Origin of the sequence: Streptomyces bottropensis ATCC 25435, from assembly GCF_000383595.1 — a bacterium.
Lineage (GTDB): Bacteria > Actinomycetota > Actinomycetes > Streptomycetales > Streptomycetaceae > Streptomyces > Streptomyces bottropensis.
On record NZ_KB911581.1, the window covers coordinates 1,084,934 to 1,103,257 of the forward strand.

Sequence of the window (18,324 nt, forward strand, 5' to 3'; positions counted from 1 at the left end):
GAGTCGCCCGAGATGGGTCGCCCGAGGAGGGTCGCCCGGGGTGCGCGGGGGTCAGGCGGGGTGGCCGATCAGCATCGTCGGCGCTCCCGCGACCCGGGTCAGGAAGACCGTCGCCGAGTTGCGTCCCCGCGGCTTGACCATCTTGCGCAGTTCCTCCGGCTCGACGGCCGACCCCCGCTTCTTCACCGTCAGGACGCCGACCTCGCGCTCCCGCAGCAGGGCCTTCAGCTTCTTCACGCCGAAGGGGAGCCGGTCGGTGATCTCGTAGGCGGTGGCATACGGGGTGACGTGGTGCTCGTCGGCGGTGACGTAGGCGATCGTGGGGTCGATCAGCCCGCCCCCGAGGTCCCGCGCGACCTCGGCGACCAGGTGGGCGCGGATGACGGCGCCGTCCGGCTCGTACAGGTACCGGCCGACCGGACGGACCGGGGGGTCGGGCAGCATCGTGTCGGGGGAGGCGCGGATACCGGCCTCCGAGGGCAGCAGCATCGCGCGCCGCGCCCCCGGTGTGCCGTCCGCACGGAACCAGAGCACGGCCTCCTTCACATCACCGCCGTCCGAGATCCACTCGGCCTCGGCGGCCGGGGGGATCGCCTCGTGCGGGATGCCGGGCGCGATCTTCAGCGCGCCCAGCGGGGCCCTGAGCGCGGCCGCCACGGCCCAGGACAGGGGCGGGGAGTAGGCCTCCGGGTCGAAGATCCGGCCGCGCCTGGACGAACGCCGGGCAGGGTCGACGAACACGGCGTCGTACCCGGCGGTGTCCACCTCCGTCACATCCGCCTCGCGCACCTCGATCAGCTCGGCGAGGCCGAGGGCGTCGGCATTGGCGCGGGCGACCGCCGCCGTCAGCGGATCGCGGTCGACGGCCAGGACCCGGATCCCGGCGCGTGCCAGGGCGATCGCGTCCCCGCCGATGCCGCAGCACAGATCGGCGACCGAGCGCACGCCGAGCGCCCGGAAGCACTCGGCCCGGTAGGTCGCCACGGTGGTCCTGGTGGACTGCTCGACGCCGTTCGGCGTGAAGAACATCCGCCCCGCGTCCGCCGCGCCGAACTTCACGGCCGCCCGCTGCCGCAGCCGTGCCTGGGCAAGGGCCGCCGACACGAGCGCCGCCGGGTGGTCACGGCGCAGCCGGGTCGCCACGGCCAGCTCCCGCGCCGGTTCGGTGTCGCGCACCTCGTCGAGGAGGGCACGGCCCTCGGGGGTGAGGAGGGGGGCGAGGAAGGCGGCGGGGTCCAGGTCGTTCACCGGGCCATTGTCGGTCAGGGGGAGGGGGCGTGGGCCAGTCGGTGGATGGTGGGGACCGGTTGGCGGTGTCGGGGCCGTGGGAAGGGGCCGTCCTGCGAGGATGCGGCGCCATGCGACTCGTACGACAAAATGATGTAAAGAGTGCGAAGCGGGCGAGTTTCTGGAAGGGGGCGGCGAGGGGGAGCGGCGGGGTCCGGGGCGGCATCGCCGTGCTCGCCGCCGCGGTCATCGTGTCGGGGTGCGCCGGGGGTGGCTCGCAGGAGGGTCCGGAGGGGGACCCGGCCGGGTGGTGGGACACCGCGGGGCCCGCCCATGGCCAGGAGCGCGGGCAGCGGCCCTTCGAGGCGCCGGGCGCCCGTGCCCTCGACGCGTACGCCGGGAAGCTGCGCCGGGCGCACGCCGCGCGGGTCGCCGCCGCGAAACGCTGGGGACTGGCCGAGGTCCCCCTGCTCGCGCCGGCGCCCCCGGTCCGCAAGCCGGTGCTCAGGACGCGCGAGGGGTTCGAGGTCGACGGCCACGAGGAGGACGGTCTCCCCCCGGTCCTCACGACCGTCCCCACCCGCGACAAGGTTCTCTTCCTCACGATCGACGACGGCGCCGAGAAGGACCCCGAGTTCCTGCGGATGACGAGCGAACTGCGCATCCCGTACACCGCCTTCCTCAGCGACTACCTGATCAAGGAGGACTACGGCTACTTCGCGCGGATGCGGGACCGGGGCGTCGCCCTCGACAACCACACCCTCCACCACCGCCACCTGCCCGCCCTCTCCTACGCCGCCCAGAAGCGCGAGATCTGCGGCATACAGGACGTGATCGAGAAGCGGTACGGCAAGCGGCCCACGCTGTTCCGGCCGCCGTACGGCAGCTACGACCGGGACACCCTCCGCGCCGCCGGGTCCTGCGGCATCGAGGCCGTCCCCCTCTGGAACGAGGAGGTCTTCGTCGACCGCTGGGACTACCGCGAAGCGGACCGCGAGCTCCGCCCCGGCGACATCGTCCTCACCCACTTCCGGGGCAGGTCCGACTGGAACGGCACCATGCCCGACATGATGCGCCGCTTCCTGAACCTGGTCACCGCCGAGGGCTACGCGGTTGCGAGGCTGGAGGACTACCTGTGAGGGGCGCCGGACGGCATCGGAGGGGAGGGCGCCGGGCGTGGAGCGGGGGCGCGGCGGGAGGGGAGGCCGCGCGTGATGCCTCGGAGAACCGTGTGGGGCGGGGGAATCGCGGGGCGCGGGTGGCGCGACCGGCGTGGAGCGGGGGCGCGGCGGGAGGGGGCGCCGGCGGTGAGACCTCGGGGGTCCTCGCGGGGCAGGGAGGGCGCCGGACGCGTGCGGCGCGGGAGGCACGCCGGGAGGGGCGAGCGCGCGGGGCCCTACCGGCGTGCGCGGCGGCACCCCGTGCGCCGGTCGCCCGCGCCCTGGCCGCCCTCTCCGTGCTCCTGGCCCTCGCCGCCCTGCTCCTCGCCGGATGCGCGGCCCGTCCCGTCGACCCCGCGGCCCGTGACGAGGGGCCCGGAGCCGAAGCGACGGCGAACGGCCGCCTGCCGACGCGGGGGACGAGCCCGCCCTCCGCCCCGGCGGCCGTCCGGACACCGGCCTCGGCCACCGCGTCCCCGGACGGCCGTGCCCCGGTCCCGGCCCCTCCCCGCCCCCGCGCGGACGGCGCGTCGCCCCGCATCCCGGCCGCCTCCCACGCTCCCGGGCAGACGCCCCCGTACCGCCGCTGGGGCCTCACCGCCCCCCTCGCTCCGCCGCCCGCGCGTCCCGACCGGCCTTCCCGGCTCCGCGCGGCGGGCCCGGGGCTGCCGCCCGTCGTCGACCGGGTGCCGACCCGGGACAAGGTGGTCTTCCTGACCTACGACGACGGGGCCGAGAAGGACCCGGCGTTCGTCGACATGGTCCGCGAGCTGCGGCTGCCGGTGAGCATGTTCCTGACGGACAGTGTCGTGGGGCCGGGATACGGCCACTTCGCGCGGCTGCGGGCCGTCGGGGCGACCGTGCAGAACCACACCCTCGACCACACCGCCCTGCGCGGCCTGCCGTACGCCGGACAGCGCGCCGAGATCTGCGGCCAGCAGCACAAGCTCAGGCAGCGCTTCGGCGCCCGGCCGACCCTCTTCCGGCCGCCCTACGGCGTCCACGACGCCACCACGCTCCGCGCCGCCGCCGACTGCGGCATCGCGGCCGTCGTCCTGTGGCGGGCGTCCATGCAGATCAACGACCTCCGCTACGCCGTCGGCGACCGCCTGCGCCCGGGCGACATCGTCCTGGCCCAGTTCCGGGGCCCGGACCAGCTCCGGGGCGCCACCCTCACGGAGATGACGGCACGGCTGCTGCGCCGGATCCAGGCCCAGGGCCTGACGGTCGGACGTCTGGAGGACTACCTCTGAGGCACCCTCGCCGACCCGCCGCGACCCACTCGATTAGCAGTCCGCTTGACCGAGTGCTAATCGCGGTCATAGTCTCAGGTCTGGCACTCCCCCCTGGAGAGTGCCAACTAGCGACGGGCAGGTCCGGCACCCGCGACGACGGATCCACCTGGTCGCCACCTCAGACAGTTAACCCCGTAATCTCCGAAGGGGGAGGTCGGATCGTGACGACCACCAGCTCCAAGGTTGCCATCAAGCCGCTCGAGGACCGCATTGTGGTCCAGCCGCTCGACGCCGAGCAGACCACGGCCTCTGGCCTGGTCATCCCGGACACGGCCAAGGAGAAGCCCCAGGAGGGCGTCGTCCTGGCCGTGGGCCCGGGCCGCTTCGAGAACGGCGAGCGCCTGCCGCTCGACGTCAAGACCGGCGACATCGTGCTGTACAGCAAGTACGGCGGCACCGAGGTGAAGTACAACGGCGAGGAGTACCTCGTCCTCTCGGCTCGCGACGTGCTCGCGATCATCGAGAAGTAATTCACCCATCGTTTTTCTGAGCTGCGCCCCTGGCCCCCCGACCATAATCAGCCGGGCGCCCGGGGCGCAGTTCGTTTCACCCACGTTTTCCGAGAGGGCTGAACCGCTCCCATGGCGAAGATCCTGAAGTTCGACGAGGACGCCCGTCGCGCCCTCGAGCGCGGCGTCAACAAGCTTGCCGACACGGTCAAGGTGACGATCGGCCCCAAGGGCCGCAACGTCGTCATCGACAAGAAGTTCGGCGCCCCCACCATCACCAACGACGGTGTGACCATCGCCCGCGAGGTCGAGGTCGAGGACCCGTACGAGAACCTCGGCGTCCAGCTGGTGAAGGAGGTGGCGACCAAGACCAACGACGTAGCGGGCGACGGTACGACCACCGCCACCGTGCTGGCCCAGGCGCTCGTCCGCGAGGGCCTGCGCAACGTCGCCGCGGGTGCCTCCCCGGCCTCCCTGAAGAAGGGCATCGACGCCGCGGTCAAGGCCGTGTCCGAGGAACTCCTCGCGACCGCCCGACCGATCGACGAGAAGTCCGACATCGCCGCCGTCGCCGGTCTGTCCGCCCAGGACAGCCAGGTCGGCGAGCTCATCGCCGAGGCGATGGACAAGGTCGGCAAGGACGGTGTCATCACCGTCGAGGAGTCCAACACCTTCGGTCTGGAGCTGGACTTCACCGAGGGCATGGCCTTCGACAAGGGCTACCTCTCCCCGTACTTCGTCACCGACCAGGAGCGTATGGAGGCCGTCCTCGACGACCCGTACATCCTCATCCACCAGGGCAAGATCGGCGCCATCGCCGACCTGCTGCCCCTGCTGGAGAAGGTCATCCAGTCCAACGCCTCGCGCCCGCTGCTGATCATCGCCGAGGACGTCGAGGGCGAGGCCCTGTCGACCCTGGTCGTGAACAAGATCCGCGGCACCTTCAACGCGGTCGCCGTCAAGGCCCCCGGCTTCGGCGACCGTCGCAAGGCGATGCTGCAGGACATGGCCACGCTGACCGGCGCCGAGGTCATCTCCGAGGAGGTCGGCCTCAAGCTCGACCAGGTCGGCCTGGACGTGCTCGGCTCCGCCCGCCGCGTCACCGTCACCAAGGACGACACCACGATCGTCGACGGTGCCGGTGACTCCGGCGCCGTGCAGGGCCGCATCGCCCAGATCAAGGCCGAGATCGAGAACACCGACTCCGACTGGGACCGCGAGAAGCTCCAGGAGCGCCTCGCGAAGCTGGCCGGCGGCGTGTGCGTGATCAAGGTCGGCGCCGCCACCGAGGTGGAGCTGAAGGAGAAGAAGCACCGTCTGGAGGACGCCATCTCCGCGACCCGCGCCGCGGTCGAGGAGGGCATCGTCTCCGGTGGTGGCTCCGCGCTCGTCCACGCCGTGAAGGTGCTGGAGGGCAACCTCGGCAAGACCGGCGACGAGGCCACCGGTGTCGCCGTCGTCCGCAAGGCCGCCGTCGAGCCGCTGCGCTGGATCGCGGAGAACGCCGGCCTGGAGGGCTACGTCATCACCTCCAAGGTCGCCGAGCTGGACAAGGGCCAGGGCTTCAACGCCGCCACCGGCGAGTACGGCGACCTGGTCAAGCAGGGCGTCATCGACCCGGTCAAGGTCACCCGCTCCGCCCTGGAGAACGCCGCCTCCATCGCCTCCCTCCTCCTGACGACCGAGACCCTGGTCGTCGAGAAGAAGGAAGAGGAGCCGGCCGACGCGGGCCACGGCGGCCACGGCCACTCCCACTGACGTCAGCCACGTCGGCGGGCCACCGCCACAGATGAGGCCCGGCACCCCCGCGCGAGGGGGTGCCGGGCCTCACCGCGTCGCAGCCCGTTCCGCTCCGTCCGCTCAGGTCGCCGCGCCTACTTCTCCAGGTCGTCGAGCGCGCCCAACTGCCCCATCAGCCCGAGCCGGTCGTACTCCCACCACCCCTCGCTGATCTTCCCGTCGGAAGCGCACCGGTGCACGATCGTCCCCGTCATCCGCACCGCCCTGCCGCTGGCCGGGATCCCGAGGAAGTCCCCCTTGTGGGTCGCGTTCCAGGTCCACCGTGTGCACACCCGGTCGCCCTGGGCGATCTGGTCCTCCACGGTGAACGCGAAGTCGAACCCGCGCCGCCACTCCTCGACGGTCCGCCGGAACGCGTCCATCCCGATGGCGTCCGGCTCCTCCGAGGGAACATGGTCGTGGTAGTCCTCGACGAGCAGACCGTCGAGCGGCGGCAGTTCGCCCTCGGCGGCGATGGCCGAGAGGAACCGCCGGGCCGTCTCCGCGTACAGCTGCTCGTCACGCACCACGTCCAGATCCGTGAACGTGGGCATCTCCTCGCACAGCGCCACCATCTCCTGGAAGATCCGCTCCGTCTCCGGCAGCCCGGAGTTCCGCATCGCCTCCTCGTACGACGGGAACTCCACGATCTCCACGAAGTGCGACCCGTCCGACCGATCCTTCCCGATCACGCTGTGCGTCGCCGTCCGCTTGCCCTTGGTCTGCTCGACCCATGTGTCCATCAGCCGGTTCATCTCGTCGAACCGGCTGGTCCTGCAGTCGATGAGCTGCACGAATGTCATGAGACCGCCTCCGGCCCCCCTGCGTCCGGGTGAACAGCTCCATTGTCCCCCGGCACCCGCCGTCTCTCACCCCCGGACGCCGCCGAGGCCCGCCGCCACCGCGGCCCGGAGCCGTCCTGCGCTACTGCGGCCCGTACTTCCGCCCCGTCTTCGAGCTGATCCCGCCCAGCAGCCCCCGCGGCACCACCTTCACCACACCCATCAGGACCTTGTAGCGCGGGTCGGGGATGGAGACGGTCCGGCCCCGGGACAGATCGGCGAGGGCGGCGGTGACCAGCTTGTCGGCGTCCAGCCACATCCAGGACGGAATGCTGTCGGTGCCCATGCCGGCCCGGTCGTGGAACTCCGTGCGCACGAAGCCGGGGCACAGGGCCATCAGCCGGACCCCGGTGCCGGCCAGGTCCTTCGCCGCGCCCTGCGTGAACTGCACGACCCACGCCTTCGACGCCCCGTACGTGCCCCGCGGCACGAACGCGGCGACCGACGCCACGTTCACCACGCCACCCCGGCCCCGCTCGCGCATGGCCTCGCCGGCCGCCGAGGTGAGACGCAGGACCGCCTCGCAGTGGACCTTCAGCATTCTCAGCTCGTCGGCCATGGAGACGTCGAGATAGCGGCCCTTGTTGCCGAAGCCGGCGTTGTTGATCAGCAGGTCGACCGGGTTCTTGCGGTCCGACAGCCGCCGCGCCACCGTCTCGATGTCGTCGTCCGTCGCGAGGTCCGCCGTCAGCACCTCCGCCTCGATGCCGTGCCGGTCGTGCAGTTCGGTCGCCTGTTCCCGCAGCCGCTTGGTGTCACGCGCCACCAGCACCAGGTTGTGCCCGTCCGCCGCCAGGCGCCGCGCGAACGCGGCACCGATCCCCGCGGTCGATCCCGTAATCAGAGCCGTTGTCATGGCGCAAGCGTAGTGACCGGAACTGTGCGGGTCCGTTCGCTCCACCCCCCGTTCGGCGGCGTACGCGCCGCTGTCACGCGGAACACCCGCACCGGCCGGACGCCTTCACGGACACCGCACCGCCCACCGGCCCGTCACCCCTGCCTCGCCACGTGCTCGCGCGCCATCTCCAGCAGCTCGGGATGCAGCGCCTCGCCCGCCGCCAACAGCCGCGGCAGCAGCTCGCGTTCGCCCATCGTGGCCCGGAAGGCGAGGTTCACGGTGACGTCGTGGGCGGGCCGGTGGACGATCTCGATGGGGTCCCCCGCCCGGATCTCGCCGGGCTCGATCACCCGGAGATACGCGCCGGGCGCGCCCTGCCGGGTGAAGCGCTTGACCCACCCCCGCTCGCCCAGGTGCCGCTGGAAGTTGAGGCAGGGGACACGGCCGCACGTGACCTCCAGGACCAGCTCGGGACCGATCCGCCAGCGTTCGCCGACGAGGGCGCCGGAGACGTCGAGCCCCTCGGTGGTGAGGTTCTCGCCGAAGACTCCGCTCGGCAGGGTGCGGCCCAGTTCGCGCTCCCAGCCGTCCAGGTCCTCGCGGGCGAACGCGTACACGGCCTGGTCGTCGCCGCCGTGATGCTCGGTGTTGCACACCGCGTCCCCGGCCACGCCGCTGGCGCCGACCCCCTTCGGCCCGGGCGCCGCCACCCGCACCGGCCCGTCCACCGGCCGCTTGTCGATGCCCGTGACGCGCTTCGACTCCTCCGGGACGTCGACGGCCTTGGGACGCCCCACATTCAGTGACAGAAGCTTCATACGGGCACGGTAGGCGGAGGGACATCAAAGCGTCGACGCAATATTCGGCACCTCGCCCAAGCTCCCCTTATGCTCACTCCCGTGATCGAGGCCCGTCATCTCCGTGTTCTGCGCGCCGTCGCCGCCACCGGCTCCTTCTCGGCCGCCGGACGCGAACTCGGCTGCACCCAGCCCGCCGTCAGCCAGCAGATGAAGGCGCTCGAATCCTCCGTCGGCACACCGCTGCTCGTGCGCAGCGGCCGCGAGACACGGCTGACCCAGGCGGGCGAGGCCCTGGTGCGGCACGCGGCCGGCATCCTCGCCGGGCTCACGGCGGCCGAGGAGGAGGTCGCGGCCATCGCCGGACTGCGCGCCGGCCGGGTCCGCCTGGTCTCCTTCCCCAGCGGCAGCTCCACCCTCGTCCCCACGGCCCTGGCCGCTCTGCGCGCCGCCCACCCCGGCACCCGGGTCTCCCTGGAGGAGGCGGAACCGCCGCGCTCGGTCGAGATGCTCCGCGAGGGCGACTGCGACATCGCGCTCGCCTTCCGCTACGAGGGCGCGCCGGGCGCGGAGGAGGGGGAGTGGGCCGACCTGGTCGTCCGGCCCCTGCTCACGGACCGGCTCGTGGGACTCGTACCGCAGGGACACCGGCTGGCCCGTACGCGGTCCATCGGCATCGGGGAACTCGCCGGGGAGGCCTGGATCGCCGGCTGCCCGCGCTGCCGGGGACAACTGGTGCGGGTCTGTGAGAGCGCGGGTTTCACGCCCCGCATCGATTTCGCGACCGACGACTACCCGGCGGTGGTCGGCCTGGTGGGCGCGGGCCTCGGGGTCGCCGTCCTGCCGGAGCTGGCCATCGAGTCCGTGCGCCCCAAGGGTGTGCGGATGGTGTCGGTCGAGCCGGTGGTGCGACGGGAGATCGTGGCACTCACCCTGCCGGACCTGGCCCAGGTGCCCACGGTCGCGGCGACGCTGGACCGGCTGGCCGGGGCGGCCGCGCGCTGAGGCCGCGCGGTGGCGCCGGACGGTGGCGCCGGACGGTCCCACGGCCGTCGAGATCCTAGAGAAACGTTCCTTCAGTCGTCCGAGGCGGTGTCGCCCCCCGGCGCCGACGCGGACGCCGTCACCAGCCGGTGGCGCGCCCTGCCCATGAGTTCCTCGCGCTCGTCCTCGGTCAGCCCGCCCCACACGCCGTACGGCTCGCGCACCGCGAGGGCGTGGGCCGCGCACTGGGCGCGGACGGGGCATCGCATGCAGACCTCCTTGGCCGAGTTCTCACGAGCACTCCGTGCCGCACCGCGTTCTCCTTCGGGGTGGAAGAAGAGTGAGCTGTCGACCCCGCGGCATGCCGCGAGGAGCTGCCAGTCCCACAGATCAGCGTTCGGTCCGGGAAGGCGGGAGAAATCTGCCATTACGTGTCCCCTTGTTGCCGTTATGGGCGGAGATGTTGCCCATGACCGTACATCGACTATCTAAGGAGATGAAAATATGACTCATTGCGAATCTAGCCTCAGACACCAAGAAATGGGAAGAAAAACGGCTGAATGGGGCATGCGTTGTGATGAAACATTGAGGGTCCGTTGTGCATGTCTGCACCGTGTGCGCGCCCTCACGTAGAGTGCCGAAGGTAGCCGGCCATCCCGTAACTCTTTCGAGTGACCGTCGTTGAGACGGGCGGAGGCGGTTGAAGGAACAAGCGCTCGGGCAGGCGTTCGTGTCCGCTCGTGAGTGTCGACCGCACAGGTGACGATTTCGTACCAGCCTGGAGGCTCAAGGTGACGCGCATCAGCTGCGGAGGGCGGCCATGACATCCGTCCTCGTCTGCGACGACTCCCCGCTCGCCCGAGAGGCGCTGCGCCGCGCGGTGGCCACTGTGCCCGGCGTCGAGCGCGTGACCACGGCGGCCAACGGCGAGGAAGTCCTCCGCCGCTGGGGGGCCGACCGCTCGGATCTGATTCTGATGGACGTACGCATGCCCGGACTGGGCGGCGTCGAGACCGTACGGCGGCTGCTGTCCGCCGACCCCGGGGCGCGCATCATCATGCTCACCGTCGCCGAGGACCTGGACGGCGTGGCCCTCGCGGTCGCCGCCGGGGCGCGGGGCTATCTGCACAAGGATGCCTCCCGCGCCGAGCTGCGCGCCACGGTGACGCAGGCCCTCGCCGACCCGACCTGGCGGCTCGCCCCGCGTCGGCTGCGCTCCGCCGAGATGGGCGCCGCGCCCACGCTCACCGCGCGTGAGATCCAGGTGCTGGAGGGCATGAGTCACGGCCGCTCCAACGCCGAGATCGGCCGTGAGCTGTTCCTCTCCGAGGACACCGTCAAGACCCACGCCCGGCGCCTGTTCAAGAAGCTCGGCGCCTCGGACCGCGCGCACGCGGTGGCGCTCGGCTTCCGCTGGGGCCTGGTTCGCTAGGTGAGCCGCGACGGGGGTTCGGGAGACCCCGCCTGCCATGCGGCGGGCGGGGGCGCTTACCGCGAGGTGAGCGGGGTCGCGCGGGTGCCCGCTGCTCGTTTCGCCGCGGATGCCGCATCCTTGAGGTGTGGAGCTTCTCGGGGAGCAGTCGAACGAGCGGGAGGGGAGGGCGCAGGAGATGGATTCCGGCGCACCTGCTCATAACGCTTCGGTGCACAACCATGGACGCGGCGCCACGGACCGGACGGCCGCAAGGCACCATGGACCGATGCGCGACGACGAGACGACAGTGATCGGTGCGCTCGTGCATCGCGCCGTCGACGGGGACGAGCAGGCCACGCACGATCTGCTCGCCCATGTCCACCCCTTGGCGCTGCGCTACTGTCGCACCCGTCTGTCCCGGCTCCCGGGTGACGCGCGGCACTTCGTGGAGGACCTGGCGCAGGAGGTCTGCGTCGCCGTCCTCCTGGCGCTGCCGCGCTACAAGGACACCGGCCGGCCGTTCGAGGCGTTCGTCTTCGCCATCGCCGGCCACAAGGTCGCCGACCTCCAGCGCGCCGCGATGCGGCACCCCGGGTCGACGGCCGTCCCCTCGGACGAGATGCCCGAGCGCCCCGACGACTCGCTCGGTCCCGAGGAGCGCGCCCTGCTCAGCAGCGATGCCGAGTGGGCCAAGAAGCTCCTGGCCAATCTCCCCGAGAACCAGCGGGAGCTGCTGCTGCTGCGGATCGCGGTCGGGCTCACGGCCGAGGAGACCGGGCAGATGCTGGGCATGTCACCGGGCGCGGTCCGGGTGGCGCAGCACCGTGCGCTGAGCAGGCTCCGGGCGCTGGCCGAGCAGTAGCAGTACAGCTCGTACGGGCTCCTCGGTGGTCCGCGCCTGAACACGCGGGGTGCGTTCTCCGTATTCTCCGTACGAACATACGAAGCCCGGTATCACTTCGTACCGTGGAATGTGTGCCCCACGCTTCCCGTTAGCATGGACATCCGCACCGATCAAGGCCATTTGGGGAAGGTGTCATGACTGCCAACGTCGACGGAGTGCCCGGAAAATTCGCGACCCTCGGGCTCACCTACGACGACGTGCTGCTGCTGCCGGGCGCATCCGAGGTGCTCCCCAACGCGGTCGACACCTCGTCCCGCATCTCCCGCAACGTCCGTGTCAACATCCCGCTGCTCTCGGCGGCGATGGACAAGGTCACCGAGTCCCGCATGGCGATCGCGATGGCCCGCCAGGGCGGTGTCGGCGTACTGCACCGCAACCTCTCCGTCGAGGACCAGGTCAACCAGGTCGACCTCGTGAAGCGCTCCGAGTCCGGCATGGTCACGGACCCGATCACCGTGCACCCGGACGCCACGCTCGGCGAGGCCGACGCCCTGTGCGCCAAGTTCCGCATCAGCGGTGTGCCGGTGACCGACGGCAACAAGAAGCTGCTGGGCATCGTCACCAACCGCGACATGGCCTTCGAGACCGACCGCTCCCGTCAGGTGCGCGAGGTCATGACCCCGATGCCGCTGGTCACCGGCCAGGTGGGCATCTCCGGCGCGGACGCCATGGAGCTGCTGCGCCGCCACAAGATCGAGAAGCTTCCCCTGGTCGACGACGCGGGCATCCTCAAGGGCCTCATCACGGTCAAGGACTTCGTCAAGGCCGAGCAGTACCCGAACGCCGCCAAGGACTCCGAGGGCCGGCTGATCGTCGGTGCCGCCGTGGGCGCCAGCCCCGAGGCGCTGGAGCGTGCCCAGGCCCTCGCCGAGGCCGGTGTGGACTTCCTGGTCGTCGACACCTCGCACGGCCACAACAGCAACGCCCTGAGCTGGATGTCGAAGATCAAGTCGAGCGTCTCCGTCGACGTGATCGGCGGCAACGTCGCCACCCGTGACGGCGCCCAGGCACTGATCGACGCCGGTGTCGACGGCATCAAGGTCGGCGTGGGTCCCGGCTCGATCTGTACGACCCGGGTGGTCGCCGGTATCGGTGTCCCGCAGGTCACCGCCATCTACGAAGCCTCGCTCGCCGCCCGCCCGGCCGGCGTCCCGCTCATCGGCGACGGCGGCCTGCAGTACTCCGGCGACATCGGCAAGGCGCTCGCCGCCGGCGCCGACACCGTCATGCTGGGCAGCCTCCTCGCGGGCTGCGAGGAGTCGCCCGGCGAGCTGCAGTTCATCAACGGCAAGCAGTTCAAGTCCTACCGGGGCATGGGCTCGCTCGGCGCGATGCAGTCCCGCGGCCAGGGCAGGTCGTACTCGAAGGACCGCTACTTCCAGGCCGAGGTCGCCGCCGACGACAAGCTCGTGCCCGAGGGCATCGAGGGCCAGGTGCCCTACCGCGGCCCGCTGGGCAACGTGCTGCACCAGCTCGTCGGCGGTCTGCGCCAGACCATGGGCTATGTGGGCGCGGCCACCATCGCGGAGATGGAGACCAAGGGCCGCTTCGTCCGGATCACCTCCGCGGGCCTCAAGGAGAGCCACCCGCACGACATCCAGATGACGGTCGAGGCGCCGAACTACAGCCGTAAGTAGCCGTACGAAAGTCGCCAGGCTTCGCGAGGGCGGCCCCGGGGCATCCGGGGCCGCCCTCGTCGTGCCCGTCGGCGATACTGGTAGACGCTGAACGCATCAGGGAAAGGCCACAGACGTGACTGAGATCGAGATCGGGCGCGGCAAGCGCGGCCGCCGGGCGTACGCCTTCGACGACATCGCCGTCGTCCCCAGCCGCCGTACGCGGGACCCGAAGGAGGTCTCGATCACCTGGCAGATCGACGCCTACCGCTTCGAGCTGCCGTTTCTGGCCGCTCCCATGGACTCGGTCGTCTCCCCGGCCACCGCGATCCGCATCGGCGAGCTGGGCGGCCTCGGCGTCCTGAACCTCGAAGGTCTGTGGACGCGGTACGAGGACCCGCAGCCGCTGCTCGACGAGGTCACCGGCCTGCCCGAGGAGGCCGCGACCCGCCGTCTGCAGGAGATCTACACCGCTCCCATCAAGGAAGAGCTGATCGGGCAGCGCATCAAGGAGGTGCGCGACTCGGGTGTGGTGACCGCCGCCGCGCTCTCCCCGCAGCGCACCGCCCAGTTCTCCAAGGCCGTCGTGGACGCGGGCGTCGACATCTTCGTCATCCGCGGCACGACCGTGTCGGCGGAGCACGTCTCCGGTTCGCACGAGCCGCTGAACCTGAAGCAGTTCATCTACGAGCTGGACGTCCCCGTGATCGTCGGCGGCTGCGCCACCTACACGGCCGCCCTGCACCTGATGCGCACCGGCGCGGCCGGCGTCCTCGTCGGCTTCGGCGGCGGCGCGGCCCACACCACGCGCAACGTGCTCGGCATCCGGGTCCCGATGGCCACGGCGGTCGCCGACGTCGCCGCGGCCCGCCGCGACTACATGGACGAGTCCGGCGGCCGGTACGTGCACGTCATCGCCGACGGCGGTGTCGGCTGGTCCGGCGACATCCCGAAGGCGATCGCCTGCGGCGCGGACGCCGTGATGATGGGCTCCCCGCTGGCCCGCGCCACGGACGCGCCCGGCAAGGGCAACCACTGGGGCATGGAGGCGGTGAACGAGGAGCTGCCGCGCGGCAAGAAGGTCGACCTCGGGACCGTCGGCACGATCGAGGAGGTCCTCACCGGACCCTCGCACACCCCTGACGGCTCCATGAACCTCTTCGGAGCGCTGCGGCGGGCGATGGCCACGACCGGGTACAGCGACCTGAAGGAGTTCCAGCGCGTCGAGGTGACGGTGGCGGACTCGCAGCACATGCGGTGAGCTGACGCGGCGCTCGGCTTGAGCGGGGCTCTTGGGGCTCGGTCGCCTTCGGGTGACCGGGCCCATTTGTGTGCCCAAGTGGGGTGGTGGGGGCGCGAGTTGTGGGGTGGGGGCGCGTGGGGGTGTTGGGGACGAATGTGGGCCGAATGGGCGTAGCCGGGCGATAACGTTCCTGTTCGGTGCCCCAGTTCGGCTGGGAGCCCCCTTCCAAGGACCTGGTCCGGACCCCGCCCTCGGGGCCCGGCCCGATTCCGACGGACCGCCTACCGGGTCGATGGGCGGTGTCGTGGAAGGGGGCGCCCATGGGACGTCACCGCAAGCCCACCCGCTGGGACCGAGTCCGTCTTCGGATGGTGAAGTGCCGGAGGAGGTGGATCTTGCGGCTTTTCGGATGGTGAGCGGCCGCCCCCAAGCGGAATAGGGGCGGACACTCCGTGAACCATCCAGGAGCCTGCCGCAGTGACCGCTGCGGTGGGCTCCACCTGTTTCCGTACGGTACCGGGGTGGGGCGGGGTCTGCCACCAGCCCCGGAGGACGGGGCCGCGTCGTGCGCCCCCTTCACAACCGATGCGCCGCCCCCGTGGGCGTGGCCCCCCGGGTGTCCAGCAGGAGTTGCGCCTTCACCGACAGGCCCTGGAGGTCGTAGGTGCGGTGCTGCTGGAGGAGGATCGTCAGGTCGGCGTCGGCGGTGGCCTCGTAGAGGGAGTCGGCGCGGGGGATGGGGCGGTCGAGGACGCTCCAGGTGGGGACGTGCGGGTCGTGGTAGCTGACGTGGGCGCCGAGTTCGATGAGGCGGCGGGCGATCTCGTCGGCGGGGGTGCCCTGTTGGTCGGGGATGTCTGGCTTGTAGGTGATGCCCAGCAGGAGGACACGGGCGCCCCGGGCCGACTTGCCGTGTTCGTTGAGGAGCGTGGCGGCGCGCTGGACGACGTACTGGGGCATGCGGTTGTTGACGCGCTGGGCCAGTTCGACCATGCGGAGCGATCGGGGGGCGTGGCCCGAGAGGTCCTGGGGGAGGGCGTGGCCCCCGACACCGGGGCCGGGGCGGAAGGCCTGGAAGCCGAAGGGCTTGGTCTCGGCGCAGCGGATGACGTCCCAGAGGTCGACGTTGAGGTCGTGGCAGAGGGCGGCCATCTCGTTGACCAGGGCGATGTTGACGTGGCGGTAGTTGGTCTCCAGGAGGTGGACCGTCTCCGCCTCGCGCAGGCCACGCGCGCGTACGACCTTGTCGGTGAGGCGGCCGTAGAAGGCGGCAGCCGACTCCGTGCAGGCGGAGGTGAGACCGCCGATCACCTTGGGGGTGTTGGCGGGGCCGAAGTCGCGGTTGCCCGGGTCCACGCGCGCGGGGGAGTAGGCGAGGTGGAAGTCGCGGCCGGCGCGCAGGCCGGAGCCTTCTTCGAGGAGGGGGCGCAGGAGTTCCCCGGTGGTGCCCGGTGGGACCGGGGACTCCAGGATGACCGTGGTGTGCGGGCGCAGCCGGGCGGCCAGCGTGCGGGCGGCCTCCTCGACCTGCGTGAGGTCGAGCGAGCCGTCGGCGCCGAGGGGGGTGGGCGCGCAGATGACCGCCGTACGGACGCGGCCGAGTTCGGCGGGGCTGGTGGTGGGCTTGAAGCCGCGGGCGAGCATGCGGCGCAGTTCGCCGGGGGTGAGGGAGCCGGAGTCGGGGCCGGTGCGGTAACCGAGCGTGGGGATGCCGGCGGCGACGGCGGCCTGGGCCAGCGGCAGCCCCAACTGGCCGAGTCCGATGACGGCGAGATCTGCGGGCATGGCGTGGGCCGTCCTTCCCAGTAACCGAAGCGGGACAGACGCGCAAGCCCTGTGGACTGGACGAGCGAGCGCAATGTCACACTAGGCGTAAATATGACCGATATGCGGGATTGGGGAGTCGTTTTTCTGTGCGCGTCCTGCGGAGTTATCCGCAGGCTGCGGGCGGGTGGTGGCCGAAGTCGGGCAGGGCGGTCAGAATTTTGGGCAGGGGGACATGTACCGGGTCTCGTCCGAGAGGTATGGACAGGTGAGGCCGGCGCGACCGACAGCAGGAGGCAGCGGTGAGGACAGCGGCACTGGGACCGGCGCAGCGCGCCGAGTCACTGGCGGGTATGGCCGAGCGCGAGCTGGACGTGCTGGTCGTGGGTGGTGGCGTGGTCGGTGCGGGCACGGCCCTGGACGCCGTGACCCGCGGCCTGTCCACGGGCCTGGTCGAGGCACGCGACTGGGCGTCGGGCACGTCCAGCCGGTCCAGCAAACTGATCCACGGCGGTCTGCGCTATCTGGAGATGCTCGACTTCGCCCTCGTGCGCGAGGCCTTGAAGGAGCGGGGGCTGCTGCTGGAGCGGCTCGCACCCCATCTGGTGAAGCCCGTGCCGTTCCTCTATCCCTTGCAGCACAAGGGCTGGGAGCGGTGGTACGCGGGCTCGGGCGTCGCGCTGTACGACGGGATGTCGATGGCGCGCGGGCATGGGCGGGGGCTGCCGGTCCACCGTCATCTGACCCGCGGTCACGCCCTGCGCGTCGCGCCCTGTCTGAAGAAGGACGCGCTGGTCGGCGCCTTGCAGTACTACGACGCCCAGATGGACGACGCCCGCTATGTGGCCACGATGGTGCGCACGGCCGCGTCGTACGGGGCGAAGGTCGCCAACCGTGCGCGGGTGGCCGGGTTCCTGCGCGAGGGCGAGCGCGTGGTCGGCGCCAGGGTGCAGGACGTCGAGGCCGGCGGGGAGTACGAGATCCGCGCCCGGCAGGTCGTGAACGCCACCGGGGTGTGGACCGACGACACCCAGGCGATGGTGGGTGAGCGGGGCCAGTTCCACGTACGGGCCTCCAAGGGCATCCATCTGGTCGTACCCAAGGACCGGATCCACTCCACGACCGGGCTGATCCTGCGGACAGAGAAGTCCGTGCTGTTCGTGATCCCCTGGGGGCGGCACTGGATCGTAGGGACGACCGACACCGACTGGGACCTCGACAAGGCGCATCCGGCGGCCTCCAGCGCGGACATCGACTACCTGCTGGAGCATGTGAACTCGGTCCTCGCCGTGCCGCTGACCAGGGACGACGTGCAGGGGGTCTATGCCGGGCTGCGGCCCTTGCTCGCCGGGGAGTCGGACGCCACCAGCAAGCTCTCGCGCGAGCACATCGTGGCGCATCCGGTGCCGGGGCTGGTGGTCGTGGCCGGCGGGAAGTACACGACGTACCGGGTCATGGCCAAGGACGCGGTGGACGCCGCCGTGCACGGGCTGGACCAGCGGGTCGCGGAGTGCGTCACCGAGGACGTGCCGCTGCTGGGCGCGGAGGGGTACCGGGCGCTGTGGAACGCGCGGGCGCGGATCGCGGCGCGTACCGGGCTGCACGTGGTGCGGGTGGAGCACCTGCTGAACCGGTACGGGTCGGCGACCGAGGAGGTGCTCGAACTGATCGCGGCCGACCCGTCGATGGGCGAACCGCTGCACGCGGCCGACGACTATCTGCGGGCCGAGGTGGTGTACGCGGCCTCGCACGAGGGGGCGCGGCACCTCGACGACGTGCTGACGCGGCGGACGCGGATCTCGATCGAGACCTTCGACCGCGGGACACGCAGCGCGCGGGAGGCGGCGGAGCTGATGGCACCGGTGCTCGGGTGGGACAAGGACCAGACCGAGCGGGAGGTCCAGCACTACGAGAAGAGGGTGGAGGCGGAGCGGGAGTCGCAGCGGCAGCCGGACGATCTGACGGCGGACGCGGCCCGGTTGGGGGCGCCGGACATCGTGCCGCTGTAGTCG

The 18,324-nt window shown here is 71.4% G+C and carries 16 protein-coding genes; 10 read left to right on the forward strand and 6 right to left on the reverse strand.

Annotation, left to right across the window (positions count from 1 at the left end; genetic code table 11):
- Positions 1-51: 51 nt before the first annotated feature.
- Positions 52-1,248, reverse strand: a complete 1,197-nt coding sequence (locus STRBO_RS0105000; RefSeq protein ID WP_005481152.1) for a class I SAM-dependent methyltransferase — start codon at positions 1,246-1,248, stop codon at positions 52-54.
- Positions 1,249-1,358: 110 nt separating this feature from the next.
- Between STRBO_RS0105000 and STRBO_RS0105005 the strand changes: the two genes are divergently transcribed.
- From STRBO_RS0105005 to groL, 4 genes are all read left to right on the forward strand, one after another.
- A complete protein-coding gene (locus STRBO_RS0105005; protein WP_005481151.1) occupies positions 1,359-2,366 on the forward strand; it encodes a polysaccharide deacetylase family protein in 1,008 nt (335 codons plus the stop codon).
- A gap of 317 nt (positions 2,367-2,683) precedes the next feature.
- Positions 2,684-3,640 carry a polysaccharide deacetylase family protein gene (locus tag STRBO_RS0105010; protein WP_005481150.1) on the forward strand — a complete coding sequence of 319 codons (957 nt, stop codon included), beginning with the start codon at positions 2,684-2,686 and terminating at the stop codon, positions 3,638-3,640.
- Positions 3,641-3,843: 203 nt separating this feature from the next.
- Entirely contained in the window at positions 3,844-4,152 is a 309-nt protein-coding gene (gene groES / locus STRBO_RS0105015) for a co-chaperone GroES (RefSeq protein WP_003998759.1), read from the forward strand.
- Positions 4,153-4,263: 111 nt separating this feature from the next.
- On the forward strand, positions 4,264-5,889 hold the full coding sequence (groL, locus tag STRBO_RS0105020; protein WP_005481149.1) for a chaperonin GroEL: 1,626 nt from the start codon (positions 4,264-4,266) through the stop codon (positions 5,887-5,889).
- Positions 5,890-6,005: 116 nt separating this feature from the next.
- Here groL and STRBO_RS0105025 read toward each other — a convergent pair whose 3' ends face one another.
- The 3 genes from STRBO_RS0105025 to STRBO_RS0105035 all read right to left on the reverse strand — a co-directional run bounded on the left by STRBO_RS0105025 (position 6,006) and on the right by STRBO_RS0105035 (position 8,408).
- On the reverse strand, positions 6,006-6,713 hold the full coding sequence (locus tag STRBO_RS0105025; protein WP_020113862.1) for an ester cyclase: 708 nt from the start codon (positions 6,711-6,713) through the stop codon (positions 6,006-6,008).
- Positions 6,714-6,834: 121 nt separating this feature from the next.
- Positions 6,835-7,608: an SDR family NAD(P)-dependent oxidoreductase gene (locus tag STRBO_RS0105030; RefSeq protein ID WP_005481145.1), complete on the reverse strand. Its 774-nt coding sequence runs from the start codon at positions 7,606-7,608 to the stop codon at positions 6,835-6,837.
- Between the two features lie 134 nt (positions 7,609-7,742).
- On the reverse strand, positions 7,743-8,408 hold the full coding sequence (locus tag STRBO_RS0105035) for an MOSC domain-containing protein (protein WP_028796467.1): 666 nt from the start codon (positions 8,406-8,408) through the stop codon (positions 7,743-7,745).
- Between the two features lie 81 nt (positions 8,409-8,489).
- On the opposite strand from STRBO_RS0105035, the gene STRBO_RS0105040 reads away from it, so the two are divergent.
- Positions 8,490-9,392, forward strand: coding sequence for a LysR family transcriptional regulator (locus STRBO_RS0105040; protein WP_028796468.1), 903 nt, complete (start codon positions 8,490-8,492; stop codon positions 9,390-9,392).
- Positions 9,393-9,463: 71 nt separating this feature from the next.
- Here the strand turns inward: STRBO_RS0105040 and STRBO_RS0105045 are convergent, their stop codons facing one another.
- Positions 9,464-9,799, reverse strand: coding sequence for a WhiB family transcriptional regulator (locus STRBO_RS0105045; RefSeq protein ID WP_005481142.1), 336 nt, complete (start codon positions 9,797-9,799; stop codon positions 9,464-9,466).
- Positions 9,800-10,191: 392 nt separating this feature from the next.
- Here STRBO_RS0105045 and STRBO_RS0105050 point away from each other — a divergent pair, with 392 nt between their 5' ends.
- The 4 genes from STRBO_RS0105050 to STRBO_RS0105065 all read left to right on the forward strand — a co-directional run bounded on the left by STRBO_RS0105050 (position 10,192) and on the right by STRBO_RS0105065 (position 14,566).
- A complete protein-coding gene (locus STRBO_RS0105050; protein ID WP_003948568.1) occupies positions 10,192-10,803 on the forward strand; it encodes a response regulator transcription factor in 612 nt (203 codons plus the stop codon).
- Between the two features lie 268 nt (positions 10,804-11,071).
- Positions 11,072-11,647, forward strand: a complete 576-nt coding sequence (locus STRBO_RS0105055) for a sigma-70 family RNA polymerase sigma factor (protein WP_005481141.1) — start codon at positions 11,072-11,074, stop codon at positions 11,645-11,647.
- 176 nt (positions 11,648-11,823) lie between these two features.
- Entirely contained in the window at positions 11,824-13,326 is a 1,503-nt protein-coding gene (gene guaB / locus STRBO_RS0105060; protein ID WP_005481140.1) for an IMP dehydrogenase, read from the forward strand.
- A gap of 115 nt (positions 13,327-13,441) precedes the next feature.
- A complete protein-coding gene (locus tag STRBO_RS0105065) occupies positions 13,442-14,566 on the forward strand; it encodes a GuaB3 family IMP dehydrogenase-related protein (RefSeq protein ID WP_005481139.1) in 1,125 nt (374 codons plus the stop codon).
- Positions 14,567-15,124: 558 nt separating this feature from the next.
- Here STRBO_RS0105065 and STRBO_RS0105070 read toward each other — a convergent pair.
- Complete coding sequence (locus STRBO_RS0105070) at positions 15,125-16,333, reverse strand: nucleotide sugar dehydrogenase (RefSeq protein WP_005481138.1); 1,209 nt, start codon at positions 16,331-16,333, stop codon at positions 15,125-15,127.
- Positions 16,334-16,614: 281 nt separating this feature from the next.
- Between STRBO_RS0105070 and STRBO_RS0105075 the strand changes: the two genes are divergently transcribed.
- Positions 16,615-18,321 carry a glycerol-3-phosphate dehydrogenase/oxidase gene (locus tag STRBO_RS0105075; protein ID WP_005481137.1) on the forward strand — a complete coding sequence of 569 codons (1,707 nt, stop codon included), beginning with the start codon at positions 16,615-16,617 and terminating at the stop codon, positions 18,319-18,321.
- The last annotated feature ends 3 nt before the right edge of the window (positions 18,322-18,324 follow it).

Coding starts and splice junctions, on each gene's coding strand:
- STRBO_RS0105005 (WP_005481151.1), top strand. CDS start 1,359: ATGCGACTCGTACGACAAAATGATGTAAAGAGTGCGAAGCGGGCGAGT.
- groL (WP_005481149.1), top strand. CDS start 4,264: ATGGCGAAGATCCTGAAGTTCGACGAGGACGCCCGTCGCGCCCTCGAG.
- STRBO_RS0105025 (WP_020113862.1), bottom strand. CDS start 6,713: ATGACATTCGTGCAGCTCATCGACTGCAGGACCAGCCGGTTCGACGAG.
- STRBO_RS0105030 (WP_005481145.1), bottom strand. CDS start 7,608: ATGACAACGGCTCTGATTACGGGATCGACCGCGGGGATCGGTGCCGCG.
- STRBO_RS0105035 (WP_028796467.1), bottom strand. CDS start 8,408: ATGAAGCTTCTGTCACTGAATGTGGGGCGTCCCAAGGCCGTCGACGTC.
- STRBO_RS0105045 (WP_005481142.1), bottom strand. CDS start 9,799: ATGGCAGATTTCTCCCGCCTTCCCGGACCGAACGCTGATCTGTGGGAC.
- STRBO_RS0105050 (WP_003948568.1), top strand. CDS start 10,192: ATGACATCCGTCCTCGTCTGCGACGACTCCCCGCTCGCCCGAGAGGCG.
- STRBO_RS0105055 (WP_005481141.1), top strand. CDS start 11,072: ATGCGCGACGACGAGACGACAGTGATCGGTGCGCTCGTGCATCGCGCC.
- guaB (WP_005481140.1), top strand. CDS start 11,824: ATGACTGCCAACGTCGACGGAGTGCCCGGAAAATTCGCGACCCTCGGG.
- STRBO_RS0105070 (WP_005481138.1), bottom strand. CDS start 16,333: ATGCCCGCAGATCTCGCCGTCATCGGACTCGGCCAGTTGGGGCTGCCG.